The sequence below is a fragment of the Klenkia terrae genome (assembly GCF_900491935.1).
Taxonomy (GTDB): domain Bacteria; phylum Actinomycetota; class Actinomycetes; order Mycobacteriales; family Geodermatophilaceae; genus Klenkia; species Klenkia terrae.
In genome coordinates this window covers 3,775,089-3,800,865 of record NZ_UEXK01000004.1, presented here as the reverse complement: position 1 = coordinate 3,800,865, position 25,777 = coordinate 3,775,089, and the positions used below count along the sequence as shown (strand labels likewise).

The 25,777-nt window shown below is 74.9% G+C and carries 23 protein-coding genes; 10 read left to right on the top strand and 13 right to left on the bottom strand.

The features are described 5' to 3' along the window. Positions 1 to 57: 57 nt before the first annotated feature. From LFA75_RS18955 to LFA75_RS18940, 4 genes are all read left to right on the top strand, one after another. Positions 58 to 2,262: a putative bifunctional diguanylate cyclase/phosphodiesterase gene (locus tag LFA75_RS18955; RefSeq protein WP_225235149.1), complete on the top strand. Its 2,205-nt coding sequence runs from the start codon at positions 58 to 60 to the stop codon at positions 2,260 to 2,262. Positions 2,263 to 2,356: 94 nt separating this feature from the next. Further along, complete coding sequence (locus tag LFA75_RS18950; RefSeq protein WP_225235148.1) at positions 2,357 to 3,799, top strand: DUF3375 domain-containing protein; 1,443 nt, start codon at positions 2,357 to 2,359, stop codon at positions 3,797 to 3,799. Beyond that, a complete protein-coding gene (locus tag LFA75_RS18945; protein ID WP_225235147.1) occupies positions 3,796 to 4,467 on the top strand; it encodes a DUF4194 domain-containing protein in 672 nt (223 codons plus the stop codon). Before LFA75_RS18950 ends, LFA75_RS18945 begins: the two co-directional genes overlap by 4 nt. Further along, complete coding sequence (locus LFA75_RS18940) at positions 4,464 to 7,919, top strand: ATP-binding protein (RefSeq protein ID WP_225235146.1); 3,456 nt, start codon at positions 4,464 to 4,466, stop codon at positions 7,917 to 7,919. Before LFA75_RS18945 ends, LFA75_RS18940 begins: the two co-directional genes overlap by 4 nt. Positions 7,920 to 7,922: 3 nt before the next feature. Here the strand turns inward: LFA75_RS18940 and LFA75_RS18935 are convergent, their stop codons facing one another. The 4 genes from LFA75_RS18935 to LFA75_RS18920 all read right to left on the bottom strand — a co-directional run bounded on the left by LFA75_RS18935 (position 7,923) and on the right by LFA75_RS18920 (position 11,161). After that, positions 7,923 to 8,825, bottom strand: a complete 903-nt coding sequence (locus LFA75_RS18935; RefSeq protein WP_225235145.1) for a matrixin family metalloprotease — start codon at positions 8,823 to 8,825, stop codon at positions 7,923 to 7,925. A gap of 73 nt (positions 8,826 to 8,898) precedes the next feature. Then, complete coding sequence (locus tag LFA75_RS18930) at positions 8,899 to 9,432, bottom strand: NUDIX hydrolase family protein (RefSeq protein ID WP_225235144.1); 534 nt, start codon at positions 9,430 to 9,432, stop codon at positions 8,899 to 8,901. Between the two features lie 29 nt (positions 9,433 to 9,461). Then, positions 9,462 to 10,166 (bottom strand): zinc metalloprotease, encoded by a 705-nt coding sequence (locus LFA75_RS18925; protein ID WP_225235143.1) that lies wholly within the window; start codon positions 10,164 to 10,166, stop codon positions 9,462 to 9,464. A gap of 89 nt (positions 10,167 to 10,255) precedes the next feature. Next, positions 10,256 to 11,161 carry an HNH endonuclease family protein gene (locus LFA75_RS18920; protein WP_225235142.1) on the bottom strand — a complete coding sequence of 302 codons (906 nt, stop codon included), beginning with the start codon at positions 11,159 to 11,161 and terminating at the stop codon, positions 10,256 to 10,258. 75 nt (positions 11,162 to 11,236) lie between these two features. Here LFA75_RS18920 and LFA75_RS18915 point away from each other — a divergent pair, with 75 nt between their 5' ends. From LFA75_RS18915 to LFA75_RS18905, 3 genes are read left to right on the top strand one after another with little or no spacing between them, the layout of a single operon-like run. Beyond that, the gene (locus tag LFA75_RS18915; RefSeq protein WP_225235141.1) at positions 11,237 to 11,728 is read left to right on the top strand and encodes an acyl-CoA thioesterase; all 492 of its coding nucleotides are present in this window, start codon (positions 11,237 to 11,239) and stop codon (positions 11,726 to 11,728) included. A 24-nt stretch (positions 11,729 to 11,752) separates the two neighbouring features. Continuing rightward, on the top strand, positions 11,753 to 12,526 hold the full coding sequence (locus LFA75_RS18910) for a thioesterase family protein (protein WP_225235140.1): 774 nt from the start codon (positions 11,753 to 11,755) through the stop codon (positions 12,524 to 12,526). Between the two features lie 38 nt (positions 12,527 to 12,564). Then, positions 12,565 to 12,999 carry a hypothetical protein gene (locus LFA75_RS18905; protein ID WP_225235139.1) on the top strand — a complete coding sequence of 145 codons (435 nt, stop codon included), beginning with the start codon at positions 12,565 to 12,567 and terminating at the stop codon, positions 12,997 to 12,999. Positions 13,000 to 13,006: 7 nt separating this feature from the next. Here the strand turns inward: LFA75_RS18905 and LFA75_RS18900 are convergent, their stop codons facing one another. Both LFA75_RS18900 and LFA75_RS18895 read right to left on the bottom strand, forming a co-directional pair. Further along, on the bottom strand, positions 13,007 to 13,393 hold the full coding sequence (locus LFA75_RS18900; RefSeq protein ID WP_225235138.1) for a VOC family protein: 387 nt from the start codon (positions 13,391 to 13,393) through the stop codon (positions 13,007 to 13,009). A 66-nt stretch (positions 13,394 to 13,459) separates the two neighbouring features. After that, positions 13,460 to 14,986 (bottom strand): class I adenylate-forming enzyme family protein, encoded by a 1,527-nt coding sequence (locus LFA75_RS18895; protein WP_225235137.1) that lies wholly within the window; start codon positions 14,984 to 14,986, stop codon positions 13,460 to 13,462. Positions 14,987 to 15,035: 49 nt separating this feature from the next. Between LFA75_RS18895 and LFA75_RS18890 the strand changes: the two genes are divergently transcribed. Both LFA75_RS18890 and LFA75_RS18885 read left to right on the top strand, forming a co-directional pair. Next, positions 15,036 to 15,488, top strand: coding sequence for a cupin domain-containing protein (locus tag LFA75_RS18890; RefSeq protein ID WP_225235136.1), 453 nt, complete (start codon positions 15,036 to 15,038; stop codon positions 15,486 to 15,488). Positions 15,489 to 15,622: 134 nt separating this feature from the next. Continuing rightward, entirely contained in the window at positions 15,623 to 16,921 is a 1,299-nt protein-coding gene (locus LFA75_RS18885) for a transposase (protein ID WP_225233446.1), read from the top strand. 13 nt (positions 16,922 to 16,934) lie between these two features. Here LFA75_RS18885 and LFA75_RS18880 read toward each other — a convergent pair whose 3' ends face one another. From LFA75_RS18880 to LFA75_RS18850, 7 genes are read right to left on the bottom strand one after another with little or no spacing between them, the layout of a single operon-like run. Next, on the bottom strand, positions 16,935 to 18,182 hold the full coding sequence (locus LFA75_RS18880; protein ID WP_225235135.1) for an alpha-amylase family glycosyl hydrolase: 1,248 nt from the start codon (positions 18,180 to 18,182) through the stop codon (positions 16,935 to 16,937). Positions 18,183 to 18,184: 2 nt separating this feature from the next. Next, on the bottom strand, positions 18,185 to 19,198 hold the full coding sequence (locus LFA75_RS18875) for an acyl-CoA dehydrogenase family protein (RefSeq protein ID WP_225235134.1): 1,014 nt from the start codon (positions 19,196 to 19,198) through the stop codon (positions 18,185 to 18,187). Then, complete coding sequence (locus tag LFA75_RS18870) at positions 19,195 to 20,346, bottom strand: acyl-CoA dehydrogenase family protein (protein ID WP_225235133.1); 1,152 nt, start codon at positions 20,344 to 20,346, stop codon at positions 19,195 to 19,197. Before LFA75_RS18870 ends, LFA75_RS18875 begins: the two co-directional genes overlap by 4 nt. Positions 20,347 to 20,364: 18 nt before the next feature. Then, positions 20,365 to 21,678, bottom strand: a complete 1,314-nt coding sequence (locus LFA75_RS18865; RefSeq protein ID WP_225235132.1) for a cytochrome P450 — start codon at positions 21,676 to 21,678, stop codon at positions 20,365 to 20,367. 45 nt (positions 21,679 to 21,723) lie between these two features. Next, entirely contained in the window at positions 21,724 to 23,247 is a 1,524-nt protein-coding gene (locus LFA75_RS18860; protein WP_225235131.1) for an acetolactate synthase large subunit, read from the bottom strand. Positions 23,248 to 23,280: 33 nt separating this feature from the next. Then, entirely contained in the window at positions 23,281 to 23,586 is a 306-nt protein-coding gene (locus LFA75_RS18855; RefSeq protein WP_225235130.1) for a DUF202 domain-containing protein, read from the bottom strand. Beyond that, complete coding sequence (locus LFA75_RS18850; RefSeq protein WP_225235129.1) at positions 23,583 to 23,942, bottom strand: YidH family protein; 360 nt, start codon at positions 23,940 to 23,942, stop codon at positions 23,583 to 23,585. Before LFA75_RS18850 ends, LFA75_RS18855 begins: the two co-directional genes overlap by 4 nt. 74 nt (positions 23,943 to 24,016) lie before the next feature. Between LFA75_RS18850 and ctaD the strand changes: the two genes are divergently transcribed. Further along, positions 24,017 to 25,744 (top strand): aa3-type cytochrome oxidase subunit I, encoded by a 1,728-nt coding sequence (gene ctaD / locus LFA75_RS18845; protein ID WP_263639393.1) that lies wholly within the window; start codon positions 24,017 to 24,019, stop codon positions 25,742 to 25,744. Positions 25,745 to 25,777 lie beyond the last annotated feature (33 nt).

Here is a 25,777-nt window from a genome sequence, read left to right as displayed (position 1 = left end):
CGACCAGCTCGACGTGCTCCAGGCGACCTGATCCCCCCGGTGCGGGACCATGCCCCGGTGAGCACCCCCACCCGACGCGCCGCCTCGTCGGCCACCGGGGTGCTCGCCCTCGCCGTCGCGCTCACCCTCGTGCTGGTGCCGGCCGCGGTCTGGCCGGCGACCCGGGTGCCCGCCGTCCTCACCGCGACCGCGCTGGCCGTGCTCGCCCCGCTGGTCGCCATCCGCTGGCACCGGCCGCCGCGGCCCGGGCCCTGGCTGGCGATGTCGGCGATGCTGGCCTGCTGGCTGGTCGCCCTCGCGCTGGCCACCTCCGCCCCGACCAGCGGCGTCGTCGTCCAGACAGTGGGCATCGCGGTCGCGCTGGGCCTGTTCGGCGTGCTGTTCGGCCGGCAGCGCCGCGGCGGGCCCGACGAGCGCCGGCGGACCCGCCGCGAGACCTGGGGACGACGCACCGACCAGCTGGTGGTGGCCGCCGTCGTCGTCCTGGCCGTGGCCCAGTCGGTGGCCGCGGCGATGACACCCGGGGTGCCGTGGGCCACCTCGGTCGCCCCGTTCGACCTGGTGCTGATCTGCCTGCTGCTGCGCTTCGCCGCCTCGCGCGCCGACCTGGGCACCAGCATGCGGCTGCTGCTGGCCGGTGGGGTCGCGGCCGCGGCCTACGACTGCCTCTCGTCCGCCGACGGCGTCCGGCTGCCCGGCCCGCAGGCCGGCACCGGCGTGCTCTGGACGGCGGCCATGTGCCTGTTCGTCGCCGGCTCGCTGCACCCGGACATGCGCACCGCGTTCACCGGCGCCCGGCTGTCCCGGCTGCGGTCGGAGTCCGCCCGCCTGCTCGGGCTGACCCCGCTGGTGCTGGTCCCGGTCGCGCTGTGGCTGGTCGACGACGCCGGCCACCTGCCGACCACCGCCTACCTGGGTGCCGCGGCCGTGGTCGGTGCGCTGGCCATCGTCCGCGGCGCGCAGACCATCCGGGGCAGCGAGCAGCAGGCCCGGCAGGACCCGCTCACGGGGCTGGCCAACCGGCGCGGGCTGCGGATCGCCTTCGACGACCTGGTCCCGCCCGGCACCCCGGACGACGTCGTGGTCGGCCGGCTGGCCGTGCTGGACGTCGACGACTTCAAGCACGTCAACGACACCTACGGCCACGAGACCGGCGACCGCCTGCTGGTCGCGGTGTCGTTGCGGCTGGCCGCCGCGGTCGGCGAGCGGGGCACCGTGGCCCGCTCGGGCGGCGACGAGTTCGTGCTGCTGCTCCCACCCGACGGCGTCGGCGTGCCCGAGGTGATCGCCTCGGCCTTCCGCGCGCCGGTGGTCCTCGACCGCGGGCCGACCGACCGGGCCCTGCCGGTGCGCTGCAGCGCGGGCTGGGTGGACCTGACCGGCGCCAGCGAGCTGCCCCTGGCCCTGGCCGACGCCGACGTGGCGCTCTACACCAGCAAGGGCGCCACCCGCGGGGCGGCGACCCGGTTCGCCACCGCCCAGCGCGAGGAGGTGCTCGGCCAGCTGTCGCTGGGCGCCGACCTGCGCCGCCTGGTCGCCGGCGAGCCCGACGCCGGCGAGCTGGTGCTGCTCTACCAGCCCCTGGTCGCGCTGCCCTCCCGCGTCGTGCAGGGCTGCGAGGCGCTGGTGCGCTGGGCGCACCCCGGCCGCGGGCTGCTGGGCCCCGACACCTTCCTGCCCGTCGCCGAGGAGCTGGGCCACGGCGCCGACGTGGACGCCTGGGTGCTGCGCGAGGCCTGCGCCGCGGCGCAGGCCTGGCCGGACCCGACCTGGACGGTCAGCGTGAACCTGGGGCGCTCGACGATGTCCGACCTGCGGCTGGCCGACCGGGTGCGCCGGGTGCTGGCCGACACCGGGCTGGACCCGCACCGGCTGCACCTGGAGATCACCGAGCACGACCAGCTGCCGGCCGACGCGGGCGTGCAGACCCTGCGCGAGCTGGCGGCCGCCGGCGTCGGGGTCAGCCTGGACGACTTCGGCGCCGGCTACACGTCGGTGGCCTACCTGCAGCGCTACCCCGTCTCGGTGCTCAAGCTCGACCGGTCCATCACCGGGCCGGACGCCGCCGGCGCCCTGCTCAGCGGGCTGGTCGGGCTGGCCGGTGCGCTGGGCATCAGCGTGCTGGCCGAGGGCGTGGAGACCGACGAGCAGTGCGCCCGGTTGGCCCGGCTGGGCATCGACGCCGGCCAGGGGTCGCTGTTCGGCCGCCCGGTGCCGACCGAGCAGCTCGTCGCCGAGCAGCGAGCCGGTAACCCCACGTAGCTCACTGGTCACATCCCGGAGCGCTGCCCCGGATTCCGCCGCGTGCCGACCTACTGTCGCCGCGATCGGGACCGACGAGCGGGAGGGGTGGGGCATGCAGGTCGACCACAGCGTCGATGCCATCGCGGCACTGCAGCAGCACGCCGCCTGGCGCCTGCTCCGGGCCGACGACGCCCCCTTGGTGATCGCCTTCCTGTCCCGCGTCTTCGTCACCGGCGGCGCGCACGGGCTGCCGGCCGGCGAGCTGGCCGACCGGCTCGGCGACCTGCTGGCCGACCTGGACGGCACCCCCCGGGCCCAGGTGGACGCCCGCGGCTACCTCGACGGCTGGGCCGGCCCGGACGGCGGCTGGCTGCGCGCCTGGTACCCGCCCGGCTCCGACGAGCCCGTCATGGACGCCACCCCGGCGGCCGAGCTGGCCATCGCCTGGGTGGCCGGGCTGGCCCCGCGGCCGTTCGTGGACACCGCCGCCCGGCTGGACTCCGTCGTCGACCTGCTCCGCTCCCTGGCCGCCGGGGACGCAGAGCCGACCCTCCAGCGCGACCGCTACCTGCACCTGGCCCGCACCGCCCGCGGCCTGCTCGCCGACCTGCGCGCGGTCGAGGCGGCCTTCCGCGAGCGCGACCGCGAGCTGCGCGACCGGATCGCCGGCGGGGACGGCGCCCTGGCCCTGGACGTCGCCGCGGGTCGCCGCGGGATCGCCGACGGCGACCAGGGCCGCAGCTTCTTCGCCTGCTACGACCGGCTGCTCTCCCCGCGCCTGCAGGAGGAGCTCACCGACCTGCTCACCCGGGTGCACGCCCTGCCCGCGCTGCGCACCTGCGCCGACCCGCAGCTGCGCCGGGTGCAGCACGACCTGGTCATCGCCGCCGAGCACACCCGGATGGTGCTGCGCGGGCTGACCGACGGCCTGCGCTCGGGCCTGGACGACCGGGTGTGGCGGGAGAACCGCCGGGTGCTGGAGCTGCTCGGCGGCATCGAGCAGCGTGCCCGCCGGTTGTCGGCCGGCCTGACCCCGCTGGACGGGTTCGCCGTGGAGCTGGACGACCTGGCCCCCACCGTCGTCCTGCCGGTCGAGCGCCCGCTGTACGCCCCGCCCCGGCGGGCCGCGGTGGACAGCGCCCGGCCCGACGCCGGCGACGAGGACTTCGCCGCGACCGCGCTGTTCGGCCAGGTCCAGGTGGACCCGGTGCCGCTCACCGCGCACGTGCGGCGCGCGCTGCTGCAGCGCCCGCGGGTGGAGCTGGCGACCGTCCTCGAGCAGCACCCCCTGCAGCACGGCCTGGCCGAGCTGATGGCCTACCTGTCCCTGCGCGACGACGCCTTCGACGTCGTCTTCCCGCTCCCCGCCGACGACGACGTCCCCGACGACCGGGACGACGACGACACCGTCAGCTGGACCGACCCCGACGGTCTCCCCCGCAGCGCCACCCTGCCCCGCGTCGTCTACGCCCGCCGGGACACCGGTCCCCGCGCCGGCAGCACCCACCCCGCCGGCCGCCGCGCGCGGCTGATCCCCGTGGAGGACTCCCGATGACCGCCCTGCTGCCCGAGCTCGACGCCGCTCCTGCCCGCGCCGAGCTCGACCTGCCCCTGGTGGTGACCACGCTGATGCGCGGTGTCCTGTACCGGGAGAGCTCGCCGGAGGTCTGGCGGCACCTGACCGCCCTGCAGTCCGACCTGCGCGACCACGTCGCCGTCCTCGGGCTGGTCCCGGTGGTCGACGAGCGGGAGGGCTACGCCTTCCTGCGCCAGCGCCCCGAGGACCCGGGCACCGAGCGGCCGCTCCCCCGGCTGGTCGCCCGCCGGTCGCTGTCCTTCCCGGTCAGCCTGCTGCTGGCCCTGCTCCGCCGCGAGCTGGTCGTGGCCGACGCCGGCGACGGCGGCAGGCTGGTGCTCACCCGGGCCGCCCTGGTCGACCTGCTCGCGGACTTCCTGCCCGACCCCGGCCGGCGCAACCGGCTGGTGGAGCAGGTCGACGGGCACATCGCCAAGGTCGTCGAGCTGGGCTTCCTGCGCCGCATGCCCGGGCCGGACGGCGGGTTCGAGGTGCGCCGCGTGCTCAAGGCCTTCGTCGACGCCCAGTGGCTCGGCGAGTTCGACGCCAAGCTCGCCGAGTACGCCGGCCAGCACCCCGCCGCCGCCTCCGGCTCTGGCTCGTTCTCCGCCGCCTTCTCCGCCGACATCGAGGAGGACCTCCTGTGACCACCACCCCGCCGGTGCCGCACCTGCTGCTCACCACCGAGGACGACGCCCCCGGCAGCCGCGCCGGCTTCCGGCTGGACCGCCTGGAGATGCTCAACTGGGGCACCTTCGACCGCCGGGTCTGGACGCTGCGCGCCGACGGCCAGAACACCCTGCTCACCGGGGACATCGGCTCGGGCAAGTCCACCATCGTCGACGCGTTGAGCACGCTGCTGCTGCCCGCGGCCCGGGTCTCCTACAACGAGGCCGCCGGCGCCCCCACCCGCGAGCGCGACCTGCGCTCCTACGTGCAGGGCCACTGGCGGGCCGAGCGCAGCGACACCACCGGCGCCCCCCGCACCGTGGGCCTGCGCCCGGGCAGCACCTGGACGGCGCTGCTCGCGGTGTTCCGCAACGAGGCCCTGGACGAGACCGTCACCCTCGGCCAGGTGTTCTGGCTGCGCTCGGGCGAGGTCGGCCAGCCCGACCGGTTCCACCTGGTCGCCGACCGCGACCTCTCGATCGCCGGTGACCTCGCCGAGTTCGGCAGCGACCCGGCCGCGCTGCGCCGCCGGCTGTCCGCCCGGGTCGACGTCGAGGTGTTCGGCACCTTCACCGAGTACGGCCGGGTCTACCGCAACCGGCTGGGCATCGCCTCGGAGCAGGCGATGGACCTGTTCCACCAGACCGTCTCGATGAAGGCCGTCGGCGACCTCAACGGCTTCGTCCGCGACCTGCTGCTCGAGCCCGGGGACTCCGCCGGCTGGGTGGACCGGCTGCTCGGCCACGTCGACCAGCTCACCCGCGCGCACGACGCCGTCGTCACCGGCCGCACCCAGCTGGCCCAGCTCGCACCGGTGCTCGCCGACGCCGACCGGCACGCGGTGCTCACCGAGCAGATCGTCACCGTGGACGCCGACCTGGGCGCGCTCCCGGTGTGGGCCGACCGGCTGCGCGAGAAGCTGCTGTCCGCGCAGGCCACCACGCAGCGCGCCGAGGTCGCGGCCACCGACCGGGCGCTGAGCCAGGGCATCACCAACCTGGACCTCGCCCGCGCCCGCGAGCTGTCGCTGACCATGCAGCGCACCGGCAACGGCGGCGAGCGGCTGCGCTACATCGACGAGCAGCTGCTGGACCTCGAGGTCGCCCGCCGCGAGCGGCGCACCCGGGCCGGCACCTTCGCCGGCCTGCTGGAGGCCACCGGCCTGGACCCGGTCACCGACGTCGAGGACTTCGTCGCCCGGCGCACCGAGATCGCCCAGGCCCTGTCCCGCGCGGTGGACGGCGAGGCCCAGGTCGAGGAGCGGCTGGCCGAGGTCGAGGTGGCCCTGGCGTCGCTGCGCTCCCGGGCGGCCGCGATCGGCCACGAGCTGACCGGGCTGCGCGGGCGCACCGGCGTCGTCCCCCGGGACTCCCTGCGGCTGCGCGACCGGCTGGCCGCCGCGCTGTCGGTGGACGCCGGCCTGCTGCCCTTCGCCGGCGAGCTGGTCCGGGTCTCCCCCGTGCACGCCGAGTGGGCCGGTGCCGCCGAGCGGGTGCTGCGCGACTTCGCGCTGACCGTGCTCGTGCCGCACGAGCACTACGCCGCGGTGACCGCCTGGGTCGAGGAGCAGGACCTGGGCGCGGAGCTCGCCTACCTGGCGCTGCCGGCCCAGCTGCCGGCCGCCTCGCCCATGCCGGCCCCGCAGTCGCTGGCCGCCACCCTCGAGGTGCGCTCCAGCCCGCTGGCCGCCTGGGTGGAGACCCAGGTGGCGCTGCGCGCGCCGCACCTGCGGGTCGACGACATCGAGGAGTTCCGCCGCACCCCGGTCGCGGTCACCCGCACCGGGCAGGTCAAGGACCGCACCGGCCGGCACGCCCTGGACGACCGGCACCCGATGGGCGACCCGCTGCACCAGGTGCTGGGCTGGGACAACGCCGGCAAGGTCCGCGCGCTGGGCGCCGCGGAGAACGCACTGCTGCCCCAGCTCGGCGAGCTCTCCGCCGCCCGGGACGCCGTCCGCGCCGAGCGGGCCCGCACCGTGGCCCGCGGCCGGGACCTCGCCCAGCTGTCGGCCTACGACAACTGGAAGGCGCTGGACTGGCAGGGCGCCATCCGGCAGATCGCCGAGCTCGGCCGCGAGCGCGACCTGCTGGTCGCCGCCTCCGGGGTGCTCTTCGGCCTGGACGGCGCGATGGACGACCTGCGCCGCGACATCGTCTCGCTGGCCTCGGCGCAGGCCACCCTGCAGCAGCGCCGCGGCGCCGCCGCGCACGCCCTCGGGGAGACCTTCCGCGTGCTGGAGGGCGTCCGCCGCCGGCTGGCCGCGGCCGGCGCCGACGACGCCCGGGACGCGGTGCCCGCCCGCCAGGCCGTGGACGACGGCTCGGCCGTGGCCCGCGCGCTGCGGATCGACCGCGCGCTGACCGCACCCGAGCGGCTGAACCGGCGCGGCTGGATCGCCTCCTCCCCGCCCGGCGACCTGGACGATGTCGACGAGCGCGAGCGCACCCTGCGCGCCGCGCTGGAGCGCGAGCGCACCACGCAGACCTCGGTGCGCGCCGAGGTCGAGGCCCGGATGGTGCGCGCCATGGCCGCCTTCCGCGCCCAGCACCCGGCCGCCGCGACCGGTCTGGACGCCTCGCGGGACGCCGCGGACGCCTTCCGCGAGCTGCACGAGCGGCTGCGCACCGACGAGCTGCCCCGCGCCGAGGCGACCTTCACCGCCTGCCTGGAGCAGGACACCGTGCGCGACATCGCCGGGTTCCTGGCCGAGCTGGAGCGGCGGGCCGCGCAGGTGACCGAGCGGATCGAGGCGATCAACGGCTCGCTGCACGACATCGACTACCACCCGGGCCGCTACCTGGCCCTGGAGGCCCGGCGCAGCGGCGCCCCGGAGATCGAGGACTTCCGGGCGGACCTGCGGTCCTGCACCGAGGTCGACGACGCCGACCCGGAGCTGCGGTTCGCCCGCATCGCCCGGATCGTGCAGCGGCTGCGCGGCCGGGCCGGGCACGCCGCCGAGGACCGCCGCTGGGCCCGGACCGTCACCGACGTCCGCACCTGGTTCGTGTTCTCCGCGATCGAGCGCTGGCGGCACGACGACGCCGAGCACGAGACGCACACCGACGCCGCGGGCAAGTCCGGCGGGCAGAAGGAGAAGCTGGCCTACACGGTGCTGGCCGCGTCGCTGGCCTACCAGTTCGGCATCGACCCGGCCGCCCACCTGGCCCGCAACTTCCGGTTCGTCGTCATCGACGAGGCGTTCGGGCGGGGCTCGGACGACTCCACCCGGTTCGCCCTGGACCTGTTCGGCCGGCTGGGCCTGCAGCTGCTCGTGGTCACCCCGCTGCAGAAGATCCACGTCATCGAGCCCTACGTGGCCTCGCTGGGCTACGTGGACAACCAGCAGGGCGACGACTCCCGGCTGCAGTGCCTGACCGTCGAGGACTACCGCACCCGCCGGGCGCTGGCCCGGTCGGTCACCGCCTGACCGCTACAGCTCCGGGATGCACGCCCCGGCGCCCAGGCGGGCCAGGCCGGCCATGTCGCCGTCGGCGAAGTCCAGGACGTCGCCGCTGGTGGTCGAGGCCATCAGCTGGTCCTCGTCCCACACGTGGGCCAGCCCGACGACGTGGCCCAGCTCGTGCAGCAGGATCGCGCGGGCCAGGGCCTCGTCGCCGTCGGCCAGCAGGGTGGCGTACTCGGGGCCGTCGAGGGTGACGCTGCCGGTGACGTAGGCGACCGGTCCGCCGTCCGGGCCGGCCGATGCGCTGCCGCCCAGGCCGGCGACGTCCCCGGCCAGGCCGGGCTCCTGCTCGGGGGTGCGCCAGCCGACCACCACCGGCGCCCAGCGGTCGCCGTAGCGGTCGGGCTGGTAGGCCGCGCGGCCGCCGCCGGGCACCTCGTCGGTGGGTCCGTCGTAGCGGAACTGCAGGCCGGTCACCGCGGTCATCCGGGCCAGCGCGTCGACCAGCATCGTCTCGGCGCCCTCGGGCGCGCCGTCGGTGCTCAGCACCACCGCGACCGGGCGGCACGGGTCGTAGGCCACCGGGGTCACGCCGTCGGCCTGCTCGGCGACGAAGGCGTAGACGTCGCTGTCCGGCGCGGTCGGCGGGGTGCCCAGCGGCTCGTCGGACTCCTCGCCGCCCGGGGTGGGCACCGTGCGCGGCGCCTCCACCGGGGCGACCGAGGGTGCGGTGACCAGCGGCAGGGACGGCGTGCGGCCGCTGCCCAGGTACCAGCCCGCTGCGGCCACGACCAGCACGAGGACGACGGTCAGCAGGCCCGGCCACGCGCGCCGGCGACGCGACGGGAGAACCGGGGGCAGCACCGGCGGGCCCCACTGCGGCACGGGGTACCGCTGGGTGGGGGCCTCGTCGGGGTGGGGCTCGCTCATCGCCGTCCAGTGTCCGGTGCGGCACCGACGGTGTCCCGCGCCGCGCCGGTCCGGCCCCCCGGAGGGGGCAGGGTCAGACGCCCAGGTGGGCGAGGGCCTGGACCACCAGGGCGCTCTGCCCGTTGGCCAGCTCGGCGAGGACGCCGGGCTCGCGGGCCTCGTCCGGGGCGAACCAGGTGAGCTCCAGCGCGTCCTGCTGGGGCTCGCAGTCGCCCTCGACCGGCACCACGTACGCCAGCGACACCGCGTGCTGACGCGGGTCGTGGAACGGGGTGACCCCGGGGGTCGGGAAGTACTCGGCGATGGTGAACGGCTGCGGGGCCGGCGGGACCCGGGGCAGGGCGAGCGGGCCGAGGTCCTTCTCCAGGTGCCGGAGCAGCGCCGCGCGGACCCGCTCGTGGTACAGCACCCGGCCCGACACCAGGGCCCGCTTGATCTGCCCGTCGCTGCCGACCCGGAGCAGCAGGCCGACCTTGGTCACCGTGCCGTGCTCGTCGACCCGGACCGGGACGGCGTCCACGTAGAGGATCGGCAGCCGCTCGCGGGCGGCGTCCATCTCCTCGCCGGAGAGCCAGCCGGAGTCGGACAGGGTGGTCGCCTCGGTCATGTGCACTGTCTATCCGACCGCGCCCCCGGTCAGCTGCAGCGGGGTCCGGCGAGCGGGCCGAGCCGGGCCAGCCCCTCCAGGTCGCCCTGCTGGTACTCCCGCCCGAGGGACCCACCGGCGTCCATCAGCTGGCTGGGGTCCTCGACGTGGTCCAGGCCGACGAGGTGGCCCAGCTCGTGCAGCAGCACCCCGCGCGCCCGCGCCGGGCTCGCGTCGGCGAACCAGCCGGCGTCCAGCACGACCTGGCCGCGGCCGTAGACCTGGCCGCCGGACCGGCCGCCGACCACCATCGGGCGGGCCCACCCGATGGCCTCGCCGGCGGCGAACAGCTCGTCCTGCGCGGTCGGCACCCAGGACACCAGCACCTCGGCACCGCCGGGCAGCGGGTCGGTCGCGCCGCCCTGGTCCGGGCGCAGCTGGGTGGACCCCAGCGCGGTGAAGGTCAGCCCGGTGGCCTCCTCGACCGTCGCGACGGCATCGGTCACCAGGGCCAGCGCGCCATCCGGCGCGTCGGTCCAGTCGACGACGTAGCCGACCGGGCTGCAGGGGTCCCAGGTCACCGGCGCGCCGTCGGCGGCCTGGTTCAGGAAGGCGTGGTCCCCGGCCGCGCGGGCCGGCGTCGGGTCGGCGACCTGGGCGACCAGCAGCCCGGCGAACAGCGGGATCTCGACCGCGACCAGCAGCAGGGCGGCGAACCGGATCCGCGAACGGCGGCGGCGTGGGGTGGAGGGCACCTGCCGTGTCTAGGTGACCCGGCGGCCATCCGGACGTCCCGGTGACGCAGCGTCACCCCGTCGGCGGTCCCGGATCACCCGGTCGGGCGTCACCCCGCGACGGGCAGGGGCTCCTGCGGACACTGCGTGAGCACCGTGGCCATCGCGGCGTGCTCGGCGGCCGTCGTCCACAAGCCGTAGGTGAGCTTGACCGCGACCTGGCGGGCGACGTAGGCGCAGCGGTAGGCCTGGTTGGGCGGCAGCCAGGTCGCGGTGTCGCCGTCGCCCTTCTGCTGGTTGAGCGGTCCGTCGACGGCCAGCAGGTTGAGCGGGTCGTTGGCGAAGGCGACTCGGGTGGCCTCGTCCCACTGCTGGGCGCCGGTCTGCCAGCTGTTGGACAGCGCGACGACGTGGTCGATCTGCACCTGCTCGCTGGTGCCCTGTCCGCGCAGGAAGGAGATCGTGGTGCCCGAGTACGGGTCGACGAGGACGCCGCTGGTCACCACGCAGTCCTGGGTGCCGGGCCGGAACTGCTCGGCGGAGAGGTCGCGGGCCAGCACGTCGTTGCGGGTGTCGCAGCCGTTGCGGTCGGTGTCGACCCAGCCGCTGCCGTACCGGTCGCGCTCGTAGCCGGTCTGCGGCGCCCGGCCGCGGACCGGCAGCCCGGCCAGGGCGGCCAGCGCGGTGCCCGGGTCGGCCCCGGCGACGGCGGTCGCGGCGGCGTCCTCGCCGAGCAGGCCGGTGTCCGGGTCGATGGTGACTGGCGCCTGGGTGACCGGTTCCGGGGTCGTCGGCGGCGGCGTCGGGGACGGCAGTGCGCTCGACGTCGCCGGGGCGGTGGCGGCGGTCGGGGTCGGCGCCGGGCCCGGGTCGGCGCCGAGCGTGCCCACCCCGACGCGGAGCAGGACGGCGACCGCGGCGACGACCGCCAGCAGGGTCCGCCGCCCGCTGCGGGACAGGCCGCGGCGGGGGCCGGTCAGCCTGGTCGAGGGCACCTTCAGCGGGTCGCGGCTCATCGCCGTCCAGGGGGCTGGGCGGGGCGGCGGCCGACGGGGGCCGACACGCCCCCGGTTCTGCCAGGATCTGCCGGCATGACCGGGGAAGACGACCTGCACCGCCTGTCCATGACCGTGCTGATGACCCCGGACATGAGCAACTTCTCCGGCAACGTGCACGGCGGCCAGCTGCTCAAGCTGCTGGACCAGGTGGCCTACACCTGCGCCAGCCGGTACAGCCGCACCTACGCGGTGACCCTGAGCGTGGACCAGGTGGTGTTCCGCGAGGCCGTCCACGTCGGCGAGCTGGTGACCTTCCGGGCCAGCGTGAACTACACCGGCCGGACGTCGATGGAGATCGGCATCCAGGTCACCACCGAGGACCTGCGGGCCGGGATCGTCCGGCACACCAACAGCTGCTACTTCACGATGGTCGCGCTGGGCGCCGACCGCCGCCCGGTCGCCGTCCCGCCGCTGGAGGTGGTCACCGAGGACCAGCGGCGCCGGCACGCCGCGGCGGTGTCCCGGCGCGAGCTGCGCCGGGAGATCGAGGCCCGCACGCAGGAGATCCGGACGGCGGTGCCCTGACCGGGCTGCTCTAGCGTCGGCCCCGTGGACGAGATCGCCGAGGCCTTCTACCTGCCGCTGGGCGAGGGCCGGTTCACCCCGACCCGCGCGACCGAGAGCCCGTGGGACGTCGGGGCGCAGCACGGCGGCCCGCCGTCGGCCCTGCTCGCGCACCTGGCCGCGGCCGCCGGGGACCAGCAGCCGGCGCGGGTGTCGGTGGACTTCTTCGGCGCGATCCCCCGCCAGGAGCTGACCGTCGAGGTGTCGCCGGTCCGCCCGGGCCGCCGGATCGACCTGACCGAGGCGGTGATGACCGTCGGCGGCCGGACCGTCGCCGTGGCCCGGGTGTGGTCGCTGGCGCCGGGGCCGACGCCGCCGGTGGTGACCCCGGCCGTCGTCCCGCCCCCGGTGCCCGCGGAGGGCACCGTCGTGTTCCCGGGGCTGCCGGACTTCGGCTACCAGGAGGCCCTGGACTGGCGGTACACGGCCGGGTCCCCCGAGCAGCTCGGCGCCGCGGACGTCTGGACCCGGGTGCGCATCCCGCTGGTCGCCGGCCAGGAGCTCACCGGCACCGACCGCACGCTGATCGCCGCCGACGCGGCCAACGGCATCTCCGTGGAGCTGCCGCTGGAGCGCTGGCTGTCCATCCCGCCCGGGATGACCTGCCACCTGACCCGGGAGGCCGAGGGCGAGTGGGTGCACCTGTCCTGCGCGACCCGGCTCGGCGGCAACGGCCTGGGCCTGTGCACCGGCACGATCTCCGACACCGCCGGGGTCTACGGCGAGGTCAGCCAGCCGCTGCTGGTGCGCGAGCGCTGATCCGGTTCCCCCTGGTCGCGACCGGGTAGCGCCCCGCCATGACCTCCAGCAGCCCGGACCGCCAGGACGAAGCCCCCAGCCGCAGCCAGCGGCACGCCCGCAGCCGCGCGGTGTCCGCGACCCTGGGCGGCCTGGGTCTGGGGATGCTGCTGGCGCCGGCCTGGACCGTGCGGCACCTGGCCCCTGGCGCTCGGGCGCCGCGCAGCTGGCTGGTCCGGGTGCTCGGCGTCCGGACGGTGGTGCAGAGCGCGGTGCTGCTGGCCAACCCCACCCGGCAGGCGATGCAGGCCGGCGCCGCGATGGACGCCCTGCACCTGGCCAGCATGGCGCCCGCGGCGCTGATCTGGCCGAGCTACCGGCAGGCCGCCGGGGTCAGCGCCGCCGTCTCCGGGGTCGCGCTCGCGCTGCAGCTCGCCGTCGCCCCGCAGGCCGAGGACGCCGTCCGGATCCCCGGCGACGTCCCTCCCCGCTGACCCGGGCTCACCCCGCCAGCGGCGCGGCGATCTCCCAGAGGTGGCCGGACGGGTCGGCGAAGGCCGCCGTCCGGACGCCCCACGGCCGGTCCTGCGGACCGTTGCGCAGCGCGATGCCGAGGCCCGCCAGCTCCGCGCAGACGGCGTCGACGTCGGCCACCCCGACGGTGAGCATGAACCGGTGCGGCCCGGCGTCGGCGACGGTGCCCGGCTCCACCAGCTCGACCGCCTGGTCGGCCTGCAGCAGGTTCACCACAGTGTTGCCGATCGAGAACGCGGTGGACACGTCGTCGGTGAACAGCTCGCGACCGTCGAACACGGCCGCGTAGAACTGGCGGGCAGCGGTCAGGTCGTCCACGAACAGGGTGATGGCCTGCAGGTCGCGCAGCGGCACGGTGCCTCCTCGGTAGGGGTGTCGGGGAGGAGACCGCCGGGCCGGCCCGGACTCATCGGCGCGGACTCATCGGCGCGGGACGGGCGTCCAGTCCGTCGCCGTCCGCAGCGGGCCCTTGAGCACCTTGCCGCCGGCGTTGCGCGGCAGCGGCCCGTCCAGCACCCGGACGTACTGCGGCACCTTGTAGTCGGCCAGCCGCTCGCGGGCGAACGCGGCAAGGTCGGCGACGGCCAGCACGGTGCCCGGCCGGGTGAGGACGACGGCGCCCACCTTCTCCCCCATCACGTCGTCGGGCACGCCGACCACGGCGACCTCGAGGACGTCGGGGTGCTCGGCCAGGACGTTCTCCACCTCGACGGAGTACACGTTCTCCCCGCCGCGGTTGATCATGTCCTTGGCCCGGTCGACGATCCGGACCAGGCCCTCGCCGTCGACCGTGGCCAGGTCGCCGGTGTGCAGCCAGCCGTCGACGAAGGTCTCGGCGGTACGGGCGGCGTCCCCCCAGTAGCCGACGGCGACGTTCGGCCCGCGGACCAGCAGCTCGCCGATCCCGCTGTCGGGGTCGGGCCGGTCGACGGCGACGTCGACCACGGGGGCCGGGAAGCCCACCGAGTCGGCGTGCGCGTCGGTCCAGGCGTCGGGCAGGAAGGTGGCCAGCGCGCTGGTCTCGCTCAGCCCGAACCCGTTGCCCAACCGGACGCCGGGGAAGGCCAGCCGCAGCCGGTGCACCAGTTCCGGGGCCATCGGGGCGCCGCCGTAGGACAGCGCCCGCACGCTGGACAGGTCGGTGGTCGCCAGGTCCGGGTGCCGCAGCACCAGCTCGTAGATCGTCGGCACGCTGGTCAGCAGGGTGACCCGGTGCTCGGCGACGGCCGCGAGGAACGCGGCCGGCGAGAACTTGGGCATGAGCACCGTGGTGCCGCCCATCAGCACCTGGGTGATCATCTGCGAGCAGCAGCCGGTGACGTGGAACAGCGGGACCGAGATCAGCGAGACGTTGCTCTGCTCGACGTCCAGCTCGCGGCAGCGCTGCACGTTCTCCGCCGAGCTGACCAGGCACTCCTGGGTGAGCATCGCGCCCTTGGGCCGGCCGGTGGTCCCCGACGTGTAGAACAGCGCGGCCACGTCGCCCAGTGCCGGGTCGGCCGGCTCGACCGGGTCACCGTCGGGCAGGTCGACGGAGTCCACGACGACGGCGGCGCCGGAGTCCTGCAGCACGAACGCCGTCTCGGCCGGGGCCAGCCGGGTGTTCAGCGGGACGACGACGGCGCCGGCCAGCTGGGCGCCCCAGAACCCGAGCATCCAGGCCAGCCCGTTCGGCAGCCCGACGGCGACCCGGTCGCCCGGTCCCACCCCCGCGGCGCGCAGGCCACCGGCCACCCGCAGCGCCCTGTCCCACAGCTCGCGGTAGGTGGCGGTGCCCCCGCCCAGCTCGACGACGGCGGTGCGGTCGGGGTGCGCGGCGACGGTGTCGGCGAACCCGCGGACCACGTTGGGCAGCAGGCCCTCGTACCGGGCGATGCCGTCCGCGCCGCGCTGGATGCCCGTGCTGTTGAAGACCACCGTTGCATCCTGCACCTGTCGGCTGGGCACGGCCCGCAGGGTCTGGACCGTCCGGCACGCGGGCCCTACGGTCGGCGGGGTGTCCGTCGTCCCACCAGCCCGACCGAGCCGGGCAGAAGCCGAGGCGGTCCCCCGGCCGGGCCGCGGCTACCTGCTCGGGGCCGACGAGGGCGTGCCCGGTCGCGGCCCCGAGGTGAAGGCCTCGAACGAGTCGACCGGCGGCAGCCTGGCCGTCTACCGGAGCGTCCTGGACGGTGCCGGTCCGCCGCCGCACCAGCACCGCCTGGATGACGAGACGATCATCGTGCTCGAGGGCACCGTCGAGGCCGAGTGCGGGGACGACGTCTTCCGCGGGGACGCCGGGAGCACGATCTTCCTGCCCCGCGGGCTGACCCACACGTTCCGGTCCGTCGACGGGCCGGCCACGTTCCTCTTCGTCGTCACCCTGGGCCACCTCGACGAGTTCTTCCGGGCGCGGGAGGCGGGCGGCAGCCGGGAGGAGATGATCGACCTCGTGCGTCGGTTCTTCTGACGCCTCGGTAGCGCAGAGCATCGTTGAAGTTCTCGGATCTTGGGCTTGAGGTGGGGGTCGCCTGATCCGAGGAGTTCCTGGTGGTTGTCACTACCCTTGCCCTGACCGTTGAGCTGCCTGAGCTGGGTGGTTCGTTGACCTGGTCGCAGCTGGAGGCGTGGGCGGTGGCGATGCGCGATGAGGTGCCCGCCGCCGCGGTAGCGGCGGCTGTGGAGGAGCTGCAGGACAGGCTGATCGACCGGGTGTGTGGTCCCAGATGGCTGCCGGTGTGGGACCTGCCGGCGCCGTTCGGGTGCCCGGGGTGCGGGGTGATGAGCGACTTCGCCCGCAAGGGCAAGCGCACCCGTCCGCGCCGGCTGGACACCGCCACCGGGATCGTGCGCATCCAGTTGGCCAACGTGGGGTGCCGGTCGTGCGGGCGGGTGTTCGCCCCGCTGCTGTTGTTGTTGGACCTGTCGGGCCGGCGACGCACTGATCGGTTGATGGTCGAGCTGGCCGAGTTGGCCACCCAGATGTCCTTCGCCCGCGCCGGGGCTGTGGCCGCGCAGTTCGGGGCACCCGGGACGGCCGGGCGAGCGCACTCGGCTGTGGCCGACCTGGCCCCGATGCTTGATGGGGTGGGGTGCGCAGACCTACCTGGTGCCCCCGGGCGGGCCGAGGTGGTGATCCTGGATGGCACCGGCATGCGCGCCGGTCGCCGCAGGCTGGGCGTGGACACCAACATCGCCATCGGGCTCACCGCCCGCACCGGCCCACGCCGCCGCCGCCGCGCCACGGTCAACCTGCTCGGGCTGACCCTGGGCCAGCCGTGGTCGGCCATGGCCACCCAGCTGCGTGCGGTGGACCCACCGGCGATGGTCGTCGTGGACGGGGAGCTGGCGATCACCCGACTGGCCCAGGACGTGTGGCCCGACGCCCCGATCCAGCGCTGCTGGTGGCACCTGCCCCGTGCGCTGCGCTGGGCCCTCTACGCCGACAAGGCACCGCACCCCTGGGCCAACGCCCAGCGCGCCGGACTGGTCGACCTCCTGCACCGCGTGGCCCGCGAACGACTCACCCACGCCCAGGCCTTGGACCTCTACGACGCCTTCGTCGACACCATCACCGACGCCGACCACCACGCCGCCGCACAGCTGCTCACCGGCGCCCGCGACCAGGTCTTCACCTGCCTGCGCCCCGAACTCCGACAACGACTGGCACCCCTGGGCGGACCCGAACTGGGCTCCGGAGTCATCGAGCGCGTCATGCGCGAACTCAACGCCCGCACCGACATCGGCGGCACCCGCTGGTCAGTCGAGGGCCTACGCGACCTGGTCACCATCCAACTGGCCCGGATGACCGACCACCCCGCCTGGACCACACTGACCCAAGCTCTACGCCCGACCAACACCATCGACTTCAAGATCCACACCCTGAAGTTCAACGCTGCTTGACGCTACCGACGCCTCAGCCCGCGGCCAGCACCGCCCAGCCGTGGGCCGGCAGCTCCAAGCCCGCGCCCCGCGGCGTACCGGACCCGGCCAGCAGCTCCCCCGCCGCCGGGACCGTGGCGGCCTCGCCGGCCACGTTCAGCGCCACCAGCAGCGCCTCGCCGTCGGCCGCCGTCCGGTAGACCAGCTGCTCGTTGGTCAGGTGCAGCTGCTCGGTGCGGGCCCGGTGCAGCCAGCGGTGCCGGCGGCGCAGCCCGACCAGCTCCTGGTGCAGGGCGAACACCGGCCCGCCCTCGACGGCGAGCGGGTCGGCGGGGAACTCGGGCCGGATGGCGTCGTCCCCGCCGGCGCGGTGCTCCTTGATGCCGTGCCAGCCGAACTCGTCGCCGGACCAGACGGCCGGCGTCCCGCCGACGGTCGCCCAGAGCACCAGGGCGTGCGGCAGCCGGTCCTCCCCCACCTGGTCGACGATCCGGGTGACGTCGTGGTTGCCGACGAAGGTCCACGGCACGAAGGCGTCGAGGAACCCGTCGTGCCGCTGCAGCGCGTGCGCGGTCTCGAACAGGTTGCCCTCGGCCAGGCCGTGCCAGATGCCCTGCCACAGCTCGTACTGGGTGACCGCGTCCATGCCCGAGGCCGCCACGACCCCGGCGTAGTCGCCGTGGATGACCTCGCCGACGACGTAGACGTCGGGGAAGCGCTCGCGCACGGCGGGGAGCACATGCGCCCAGAACTCCGGCGGGACGGCGTAGGCGGCGTCCAGCCGCCAGCCGTCGACCCCGCGCTCCAGCCAGTGGCACATCACCTCCACGACGAGCTGCACCACGTCGGGCTGGGTGTGGTCGAGCTCCACCAGCGCGCCGTGGCCCTCGAAGACCGCGGGCTGGTCGCCGTCCCACCGGAACCAGTGCCGGCGGGCCGGGTCGGCGAACGCGGGGTGGTCGCGGCCGACGTGGTTGAACACGCCGTCCAGCAGCACCCGCACGCCCTTGTCGTGGGCGGCAGCCACCAGCTCGTCGAAGTCCTGCTCGTCGCCCAGCCGGGGGTCGATCCGCAGGTGGTCGACGGTGTCGTAGCCGTGCGTGCTGCTGGCGAACACCGGCCCGAGCGCCAGGCCGTTGCAGCCCAGGGACACCAGGTGGTCCAGCCACCCGCTGATCCGCGGCAGCCGGTGGGTGACCGTCTCCACGGCCTCCCGCTCGGCGCCGACGAACCCCAGCGGGTGCACCTGCCACCAGATCGCGTCCTGCACCCAGTCGGGCACGCTCACACCAGCCCGGTGAGGACCGGCCACGGGTCCTCACCGGCGACGGCGGCGCCCAGCACGCGCGCCCAGGTCAGCTCGTTGCCCGCCTCGTCCCGCCAGGACCACATCCGCTTGGTCAGGTGGTGCAACCGGTGCTCCTGGGTGAAGCCGATCGCGCCGTGCACCTGGTGGGCCTGCCGGGCGACGACGTCCACCGCCGCACCCGCGCGCACCTTGGCCGCCGCGGCGGCGAGCTCGACCGGCTCGCCGCGGTCCAACCGCTGCACGGCCGCGTCGACCAGCGCGGTGACCGCGGTGACCTCGCCGGCCATCTGCGCCAGCTGCATCTGGATGCCCTGGAACTTCGCCAGCGGGCGGCCGAACTGCACGCGCTCACCGGCGTACTGCACGGTCCAGGCCAGCACCGTCTCCGCCGCCGCGGACAGCTGCACCGCCCGGGCGAGGGCGTATCGGGCGCGCAGGTCGGCCGGCAGCGGGCCGACCTGGGCGGGGACCCCGTCGAGGACGTAGGAGCCGCGCGGCTCGCCGGCCAGGTTGGCGGCGTGCGTCGCCTCCAGGCCGGACACGTCGACCAGCGCCAGGACGTCGCCGTCCGGACCCGCGGCGACCACGGCCAGCCAGTGCACGACCCCGGCCCAGGCGACGTCGGTCGCCGTCCCGGTGAGCCGGCCGTCCTCGACCCGGACCGCCCCGGCCACCGACACCGACAGCGGCTGGTCGACCGGCGGCAGCTCGAGCCCGGCCGCCAGGACGGCGGGGGCGGCCACCAGCAGCTGCTCGGCCACCGGCACCGCCCCGGCACCCGCGGCCAGCGTGGCGACGACGGCGACCGCGTCGGCCAGCTCGCCGCCCGAGCCACCGGCCTCCTCGGGCAGCCCGACGCCGGTCAGCCCGGCCTCGGCCAGGTCGGCCCACAGCTCGGCGTCCCACCGGCGGTCGGGGGTCAGCTGGGTCGGCTCGTGCCCGGCCAGGATCTCCCGGACGGTGGAGACGACGAGGTCCTGGTCGCTCATCGCAGACCCAGCCCGCGCGCCACGATCCCGCGGAGGATCTCGTTGGTGCCCCCGCGCAGCGTGTAGCCCGGCGCGTGCAGCTGCGCCTCGGCCAGCGCCCGCCCCAGCGGGTCCGGTGAGTCCAGCGAGGCGGGCACGTCCACCACCTCGCGGATCGCCTCGACGACGTCGGCCTCGAACGTCGTCCCCACGTCCTTGACCAGCGCGGCCGGGATGTCGGGCAGCTCGCCGCGGTCCAGGGCGGCCGCGATCCGCAGGGACAGCTGGCGCAGCGCCAGCAGCCGGGCGCTCAGCCGGCCCAGGGTGGCCAGCTCGGCCGGCGACGACGCCCGGCGGGCGAACTCGGCGACCAGCGGGAAGGTGGACAGGAAGCGCTCGGGACCGCTGCGCTCGAAGGCCAGCTCCGCGGTCACCTGGTGCCAGCCGGCCCCCTCCTCGCCCAGCAGCATGTCGCCGGGGATGACCACGTCGTCGAACACGACCTCGTTGAAGTGGTGCCCGCCGTCCAGGATGCGGATCGGGTTGATCGTGATGCCCGGTGTCGACAGGTCGACCAGCAGCTGGCTCATCCCGGCGTGCCGGTGCGCGGTGTCCAGCGGCGCGGTGCGGACCAGGGTGATCGCGTAGTGGCTGTGGTGGGCGTTCGACGTCCAGACCTTGGCGCCGTTGACCACCCAGTCGCCGTCGGCGTTGCGCACGGCCCTGGTGCGGATGGAGGCGAGGTCGGAGCCGCTGTCGGGCTCGCTCATGCCGATCACGAAGAAGCACTCGCCGGCGGCGATCCTGGGCAGGATGTCCTTGCGCTGGGCCTCGGTGCCGTAGCGCAGCAGGTTCGGCCCGGACTGCCGGTCGGCGATCCAGTGCGCGGCGACCGGCGCGCCGGCGGCCAGCAGCTCCTCGGTGACGGCGTAGCGCTCCATCGCGGTGCGCTCGTGCCCGCCGTACTCCTTCGGCCAGGTCATGCCCAGCCAGCCGCGCTCCCCGAGCTTGCGCGAGAAGTCCGGGTCCACGCCGGACAGCCAGGTGTCCACGTGCGTCGTGAAGGACCCGGCCGCGAGCTCGGCGGCCAGGAACTCGCGGACCTCCAGGCGCACCGCCTCGGCGGCCTCGGAGGGTGGTGCGGGGGCGAGCGTCAGCGTCGACGGCATGCCGGCGATGGAAGCACCTCAGCGCACCGTGAGCAGCATCGGCCCCTTCGGCTTGGGGATCGGGATCGGGGAGATGACGACGCCGGCGCGCGGGTCGGCGGTGACCCGCCGGGTGGCCAGCAGCCGGGCGACGATCGCCTTGACCATCACCTCGGCGACGTGGTTGCCGATGCACAGGTGCGCCCCGCCGCCGAAGGGCACGAAGAGGTGGCTGTGCTGCTTGTGCTCCTCGCGGCCGGGGGCGAAGCGGTCGGGGTCGAAGGCGTCCGGGCGGGTCCACCAGTCCGGGTGCCGGTGCAGCGCCAGGCTGGACACGCTGACCCCGGTGCCGGCCGGCACGTGCACGCCGGCGATCTCCACGTCGGCCAGGGCGCGGCGCGGGGAGAACGGCACGGGCGGGCTCAGCCGCAGCGCCTCGGACATCGCCCGCGAAGTGTGCACCAGGTCGCCGTGGTCGGCCGGGGTGACCGGGGCGCCGTCCAGCGCACGGACCTCGGCGGCCACCCGGTCCTGCTCCTCGGGGTGCAGCGCCAGCTGCCAGAGCATGACCGCCAGCGTCGAGGTCGTGGTGTCGTGCGCGGCGAGCATCAGGAAGACCATGTGGTCGACGACGTCGTCCACCGGCAGCAGCTCGCCGTCCTCGGTGGTGGCGTGGGCGAGCCGGGACAGCAGGTCGGTGCGCGGCTCCGACTCCCGCCGCCGCGCGGCCACCAGGTCGCCGAACACCCGCACCAGCTCGGCCCGGCCGCGGATCCCGCGCCGCCAGGGCGTGCCCGGCAACGGCACCCGCAGCGGGGTGATCGAGGCGGCCACGGCGTCGGCGAAGGCCCGGTTGACCCGCTCGGACTCCTCGCCCAGGGACACCCCGACGAACACCTCGGCGGCGATGTCCAGGGTCAACCGCTTCATCAGCAGGTAGACGTCCACGTCGCCGTCGGGGAGCTCGCGCAGGTGCCGGTCGGTGACCTCGTGGATGGCCTCGACGTACCCGGTCAGCGCCGCCCGGCTGAACGCCTGCTGCATCACCCGGCGGTGCCGGTGGTGGTCGTCGAAGTCGCGCAGCATCAGCCCGTTGCGGAACAGCTCGCCGATCGTGTTCGACCAGCCCTGCTCGCTGGAGAGCACCTTGCCCGGGTCCAGGAAGACCTCGCGGGTGGCCTGCGGCGTCAGGAAGGTGATGCCCTCGCGGCCGAGCACCCGCATCCGGTAGACGTCGCCGTAGCGCAGCCGGTTGCGCTCGGTCAGCCCCCGGGCGTCCCGGACGAACATCAGCGTGTGGCCGACCAGCGGCCACCCCCGGTCACCGGGCACGTGCGCGAGCGGATCCACCACGGAGCACCTCCGAGCCGGCCGCGCCGTTGCGACCTGACCGCGACCCTAGGGCCGCGGGAGGACGGCGTCCACGAGGTGCGGCCCCGGTGCGGCGAACGCCCGGCGCAGCGCGTCGGCGAGCTCCGGGCCGGTGGTCACCCGCTCCCCCGGCACGCCCATGCCGGCGGCCAGCGCCACGAAGTCCAGCGACGGCGACCCCAGGTCCAGCAGCCGCCCGGCCCGCGCCCCGCCGGCCGCGGCGCCCACGTTCTCCAGCTCGCCGGCCAGGATCGCGTAGGCCCCGTTGTCGCAGACCAGCACCGTGACGTCGAGCTGCTCGCGGGCCATCGTCCACAGCGCCTGCAGCGTGTACATGGCCGAGCCGTCGGCCTGCACCGCGAGCACCGGCCGGTCCGGGCAGGCGACCGCCGCGCCGACCGCCATCGGCAGGCCGTCGCCGATGGCGCCGCCGGTCAGCGACAGCACGTCGTGCCGGGGCGCCCCGGCGGTCGCCGGGAAGAGGGCGAACCCGCTGGTCAGCGATTCGTCCACCAGCACCGCCCCGTCCGGCAGCACCGCCGCGACGACGGCGGCGAGCACCTGGGCGTCCAACGGCCGGGCCGGCACCGCCGGCACCGCGGCCGGGGCGAGCACCGGGGCACCGCCCACCTCGTCGGCCAGCGCGGTCAGCGCGGCCAGGGCGGACTCCCCCGGCTCGGTGAGCACGTCGACCCGGCAGCCCTCGGGCACGAAGGTGCCGGGCACGTCGGGGTAGGCGAAGAACGCGACCGGGGCCGGCGCGCCGACGAGCACCAGCTGCCAGACGCCGTCCAGCGCGGCCAGCGCCGGCCCCGGCGGGTACGGCAGCTTCGGGACGTCGGGCAACCCGGCACCGCGGGCCATCCGCGCCGGGAAGGTCTCGGCCATCAACCGCGCCCCGGTGCCGGCGGCGACGCGCGCCGCGGCGAGCAGGGCGTCGGCGGTCAACGCGTCCCCGCCCAGGAACAGCACGGTGTCGCCGTCCAGCGTGCCGGCCAGGGCGGTCGGGTCCGGCACGTGCGGCCGGGCCCGCGGCCGGGGTGCCACCCCGGGCGAGGCGCCGGTGGACCAGGAGACGTCGGCGGGCAGCACCAGGGTGGCGACCTGCCCCCGGCCCGCGGCGGCCACCGCGTCGGCGACGTCGTCCCCGACGGTGCCCGGGGTGAGCGACCGGCGCACCCAGCCGACGGCGCCGGCGAGGGCGTCCAGGTCGGACTCCAGCGGGGCATCCCGCCGCTTGTGCGCCAGCGCGTGGTCGCCCACCACGACCACCAGAGGCGCCCGGCCGCGGCGGGCGTTGTGCAGGTTGGCCCAGCCGTTGCCGAACCCCGGCCCCAGGTGCAGCAGCGTGGCCGCGGGCCGGCCGGCCATCCGGGCGTAGCCGTCGGCCGCGCCGGTGGCCACGCCCTCGAAGAGGGTCAGCACCGCCCGCATGTCCGGGACGTCGTCCAGCGCGGCGACGAAGTGCATCTCCGAGGTACCCGGGTTGGCGAAGCACACGTCGACCCCGGCGTCGACGAGCGTGCGGATGACTGCCTGGGCACCGTTCACCTCCGCACCCTGGCACCCCGGCGGGTCCGCCGCTCAGCCGCCGGTGGGCACGACGACCACCGTCGCCAGGCAGAGCACGGCGACCAGCACGCCCAGCACCGCCGGCGCGCGGTCACCGGGCCGCCGTCCGGCCACCAGCGCCCGGCTGCGCACCTGCCCGAGGACGACGGCGACCCCGGCCACGGCGAACGCGGCCACGACCAGCACCCGGTCGAGCACCGACGCCTCGCCGGTCAGCGTGCGCAGCAGCAGGAGCGAGCCGTTGGTCGCCGCGGCCAGCCCGGTCCGGGTCCAGGCCAGCGACGTGCGCTCGGCCGGCAGGGTGGGTCCCGAGGTCACCCGCCGGCCACCAGCAGCACGCAGACCCCCACGGCGACGACGGCCAACCCCACCGCCAGCACCACGACGGTGCGCGCCACCGGCAGCGCCTGGCCGCGGCGCATGGCGCGCTGCACCTGCCGCCAGCGGACCAGCCCGGCGATCGCCGCCACGACGCTCAGCACGCCGAGCCCGACGCCCAGCGCGGTCCGGACGCCGTCGGCCCCCAGCTGCGGCACGAACTGGTCCAGGGCGACGCCGGCGGCAAGCAGGGACAGCGCGGTGCGCAGCCAGGCGAGGAACGTGCGCTCGTTGGCCAGGGTGAACCGGTAGTCCGGTTCGGACTCCTCGGGGACCTCCGCCGCCTGTCGCTGCACCCGCCTAGTCTGGCGGGAGCAACGTTCGACGACTCGAGGATGTCCCCACCGTGACGATCGCCCCCGCTCCGATCGTGAGCCGTCCCAGTCCGGTGCACGTGGCCGAGAAGGGTTCGCGGCTGTCGATGCTGCTGCGGACCACTGATCACAAGACGATCGGCTTGATGTACCTGGCTGTGTCGTTCACGTGGTTCATGGTCGGTGGCCTGATGGCCATGTTGATGCGTGGTGAGCTGGCCCGGCCGGGGTTGCAGTACTTGTCCAACGAGCAGTACAACCAGTTGTTCACCATGCACGGCACGGTGATGTTGTTGTTCTTCGCGACGCCGTTGTTCTTCGCGTTCGCGAACTTGATCCTGCCGTTGCAGCTGGGTGCCCCGGATGTGGCGTTCCCGCGGTTGAACGCGTTCTCGTTCTGGTTGTTCCTGTTCGGCGGGTTGATCATGATCTCGGGGTTCGCCACCCCTGGTGGTGCTGCGGACTTCGGGTGGTATGCCTATTCGCCGTTGTCGGATGTGACGAACTCACCCGGTGCCGGGGCTGATCTGTGGATCGCCGGGCTGGCCGTCAGTGGTCTGGGCACGATCTTGGGTGCGGTCAACTTCATCACCACGATCGTGTGTCTGCGGGCGCCGGGGATGACGATGTTCCGGATGTCGATCTTCGGGTGGTCCTCGCTGGTCACCAGCATCTTGATCTTGTTGGCGTTCCCGATCCTGACTGCGGCGTTGTTGGCGTTGCTGGCCGACCGGCACCTGGGTGCGTTGGTGTTCTCCGCGGCCAACGGTGGGCCGATGCTGTGGCAGCACCTGTTCTGGTTCGTCGGCCGTCCCGAGGTCTACATCATCGCGTTGCCGTTCTTCGGGATCATCTCCGAGATCATCCCGGTGTTCGCCCGCAAGCCGTTGTTCGGCTACAAGGGCATGGTGTTCGCGATCATCGGGATCGGGGCGTTGTCGTTGACGGTGTGGGCGCACCACATGTACGCCACCGGGGCGGTGCTGCTGCCGTTCTTCAGCTTCTTGACCTACCTGATCGCCGTGCCGACCGGGATCAAGTTCTTCAACTGGATCGGCACCATGTGGCGCGGGCAGTTGACGTTCGAGACCCCGATGCTGTTTGCGATGGGGTTCCTGGTCACCTTCTTGCTGGGTGGGTTGACCGGGGTGCTGCTGGCGTCCCCGCCGCTGGACTGGCAGCTCAACGATTCCTACTTCGTGGTCGCCCACTTCCACTACGTGGTGTTCGGGACGGTGGTGTTCGCCGCCTACGGCGGCATCTACTTCTGGTTCCCCAAGATGTGCGGGCGGATGATGGATGAGCGGTTGGGCAAGGTGCACTTCTGGTTGACGTTCATCGGGTTCCACACCACGTTCTTGGTCCAGCACTGGCTGGGCAACCAGGGCATGCCCCGCCGCTACGCCGACTACCTGCCCACCGACGGGTTCACCACGCTGAACACGATCTCCACGATCGGGTCCTTCATCCTCGGGGCCTCCACCATCCCGTTCCTGTACAACGTGGTGAAGTCCTGGAAGTACGGCCAACTCGCCCTGCGCGATGACCCCTGGGGCCACGGCAACTCCCTGGAGTGGGCCACGTCGTCCCCCCCGCCGCGGCACAACTTCACCGAGATCCCCCGCATCCGCTCCGAACGCCCCGCCTTCGAGCTGCACTACCCCCACCTGCGGGACCGCCTGGACCGCGAGGCCCACGCCGGCGGGAAGCACGGCACCTACGCCAGCGAAGTCCTCGAGGGCACCGGCAAGCGCGCCGGCGCGAACGACCCCGACCCCACCTGAGCAGCGGCGGGGGGCGTGAGCCCCCCGCCCTCC

Bases quoted from the DNA above. Each gene is read 5' to 3' on its own strand.
- LFA75_RS18935 (WP_225235145.1), bottom strand. From the start codon at position 8,825: ATGAGCGAGCCCCACCCCGACGAGGCCCCCACCCAGCGGTACCCCGTG.
- LFA75_RS18875 (WP_225235134.1), bottom strand. From the start codon at position 19,198: ATGAGCGACCAGGACCTCGTCGTCTCCACCGTCCGGGAGATCCTGGCC.
- LFA75_RS18870 (WP_225235133.1), bottom strand. From the start codon at position 20,346: ATGCCGTCGACGCTGACGCTCGCCCCCGCACCACCCTCCGAGGCCGCC.
- LFA75_RS18920 (WP_225235142.1), bottom strand. From the start codon at position 11,161: ATGAGCCGCGACCCGCTGAAGGTGCCCTCGACCAGGCTGACCGGCCCC.
- LFA75_RS18945 (WP_225235147.1), top strand. From the start codon at position 3,796: ATGACCGCCCTGCTGCCCGAGCTCGACGCCGCTCCTGCCCGCGCCGAG.
- LFA75_RS18930 (WP_225235144.1), bottom strand. From the start codon at position 9,432: ATGACCGAGGCGACCACCCTGTCCGACTCCGGCTGGCTCTCCGGCGAG.
- LFA75_RS18915 (WP_225235141.1), top strand. From the start codon at position 11,237: ATGACCGGGGAAGACGACCTGCACCGCCTGTCCATGACCGTGCTGATG.
- LFA75_RS18950 (WP_225235148.1), top strand. From the start codon at position 2,357: ATGCAGGTCGACCACAGCGTCGATGCCATCGCGGCACTGCAGCAGCAC.
- LFA75_RS18905 (WP_225235139.1), top strand. From the start codon at position 12,565: ATGACCTCCAGCAGCCCGGACCGCCAGGACGAAGCCCCCAGCCGCAGC.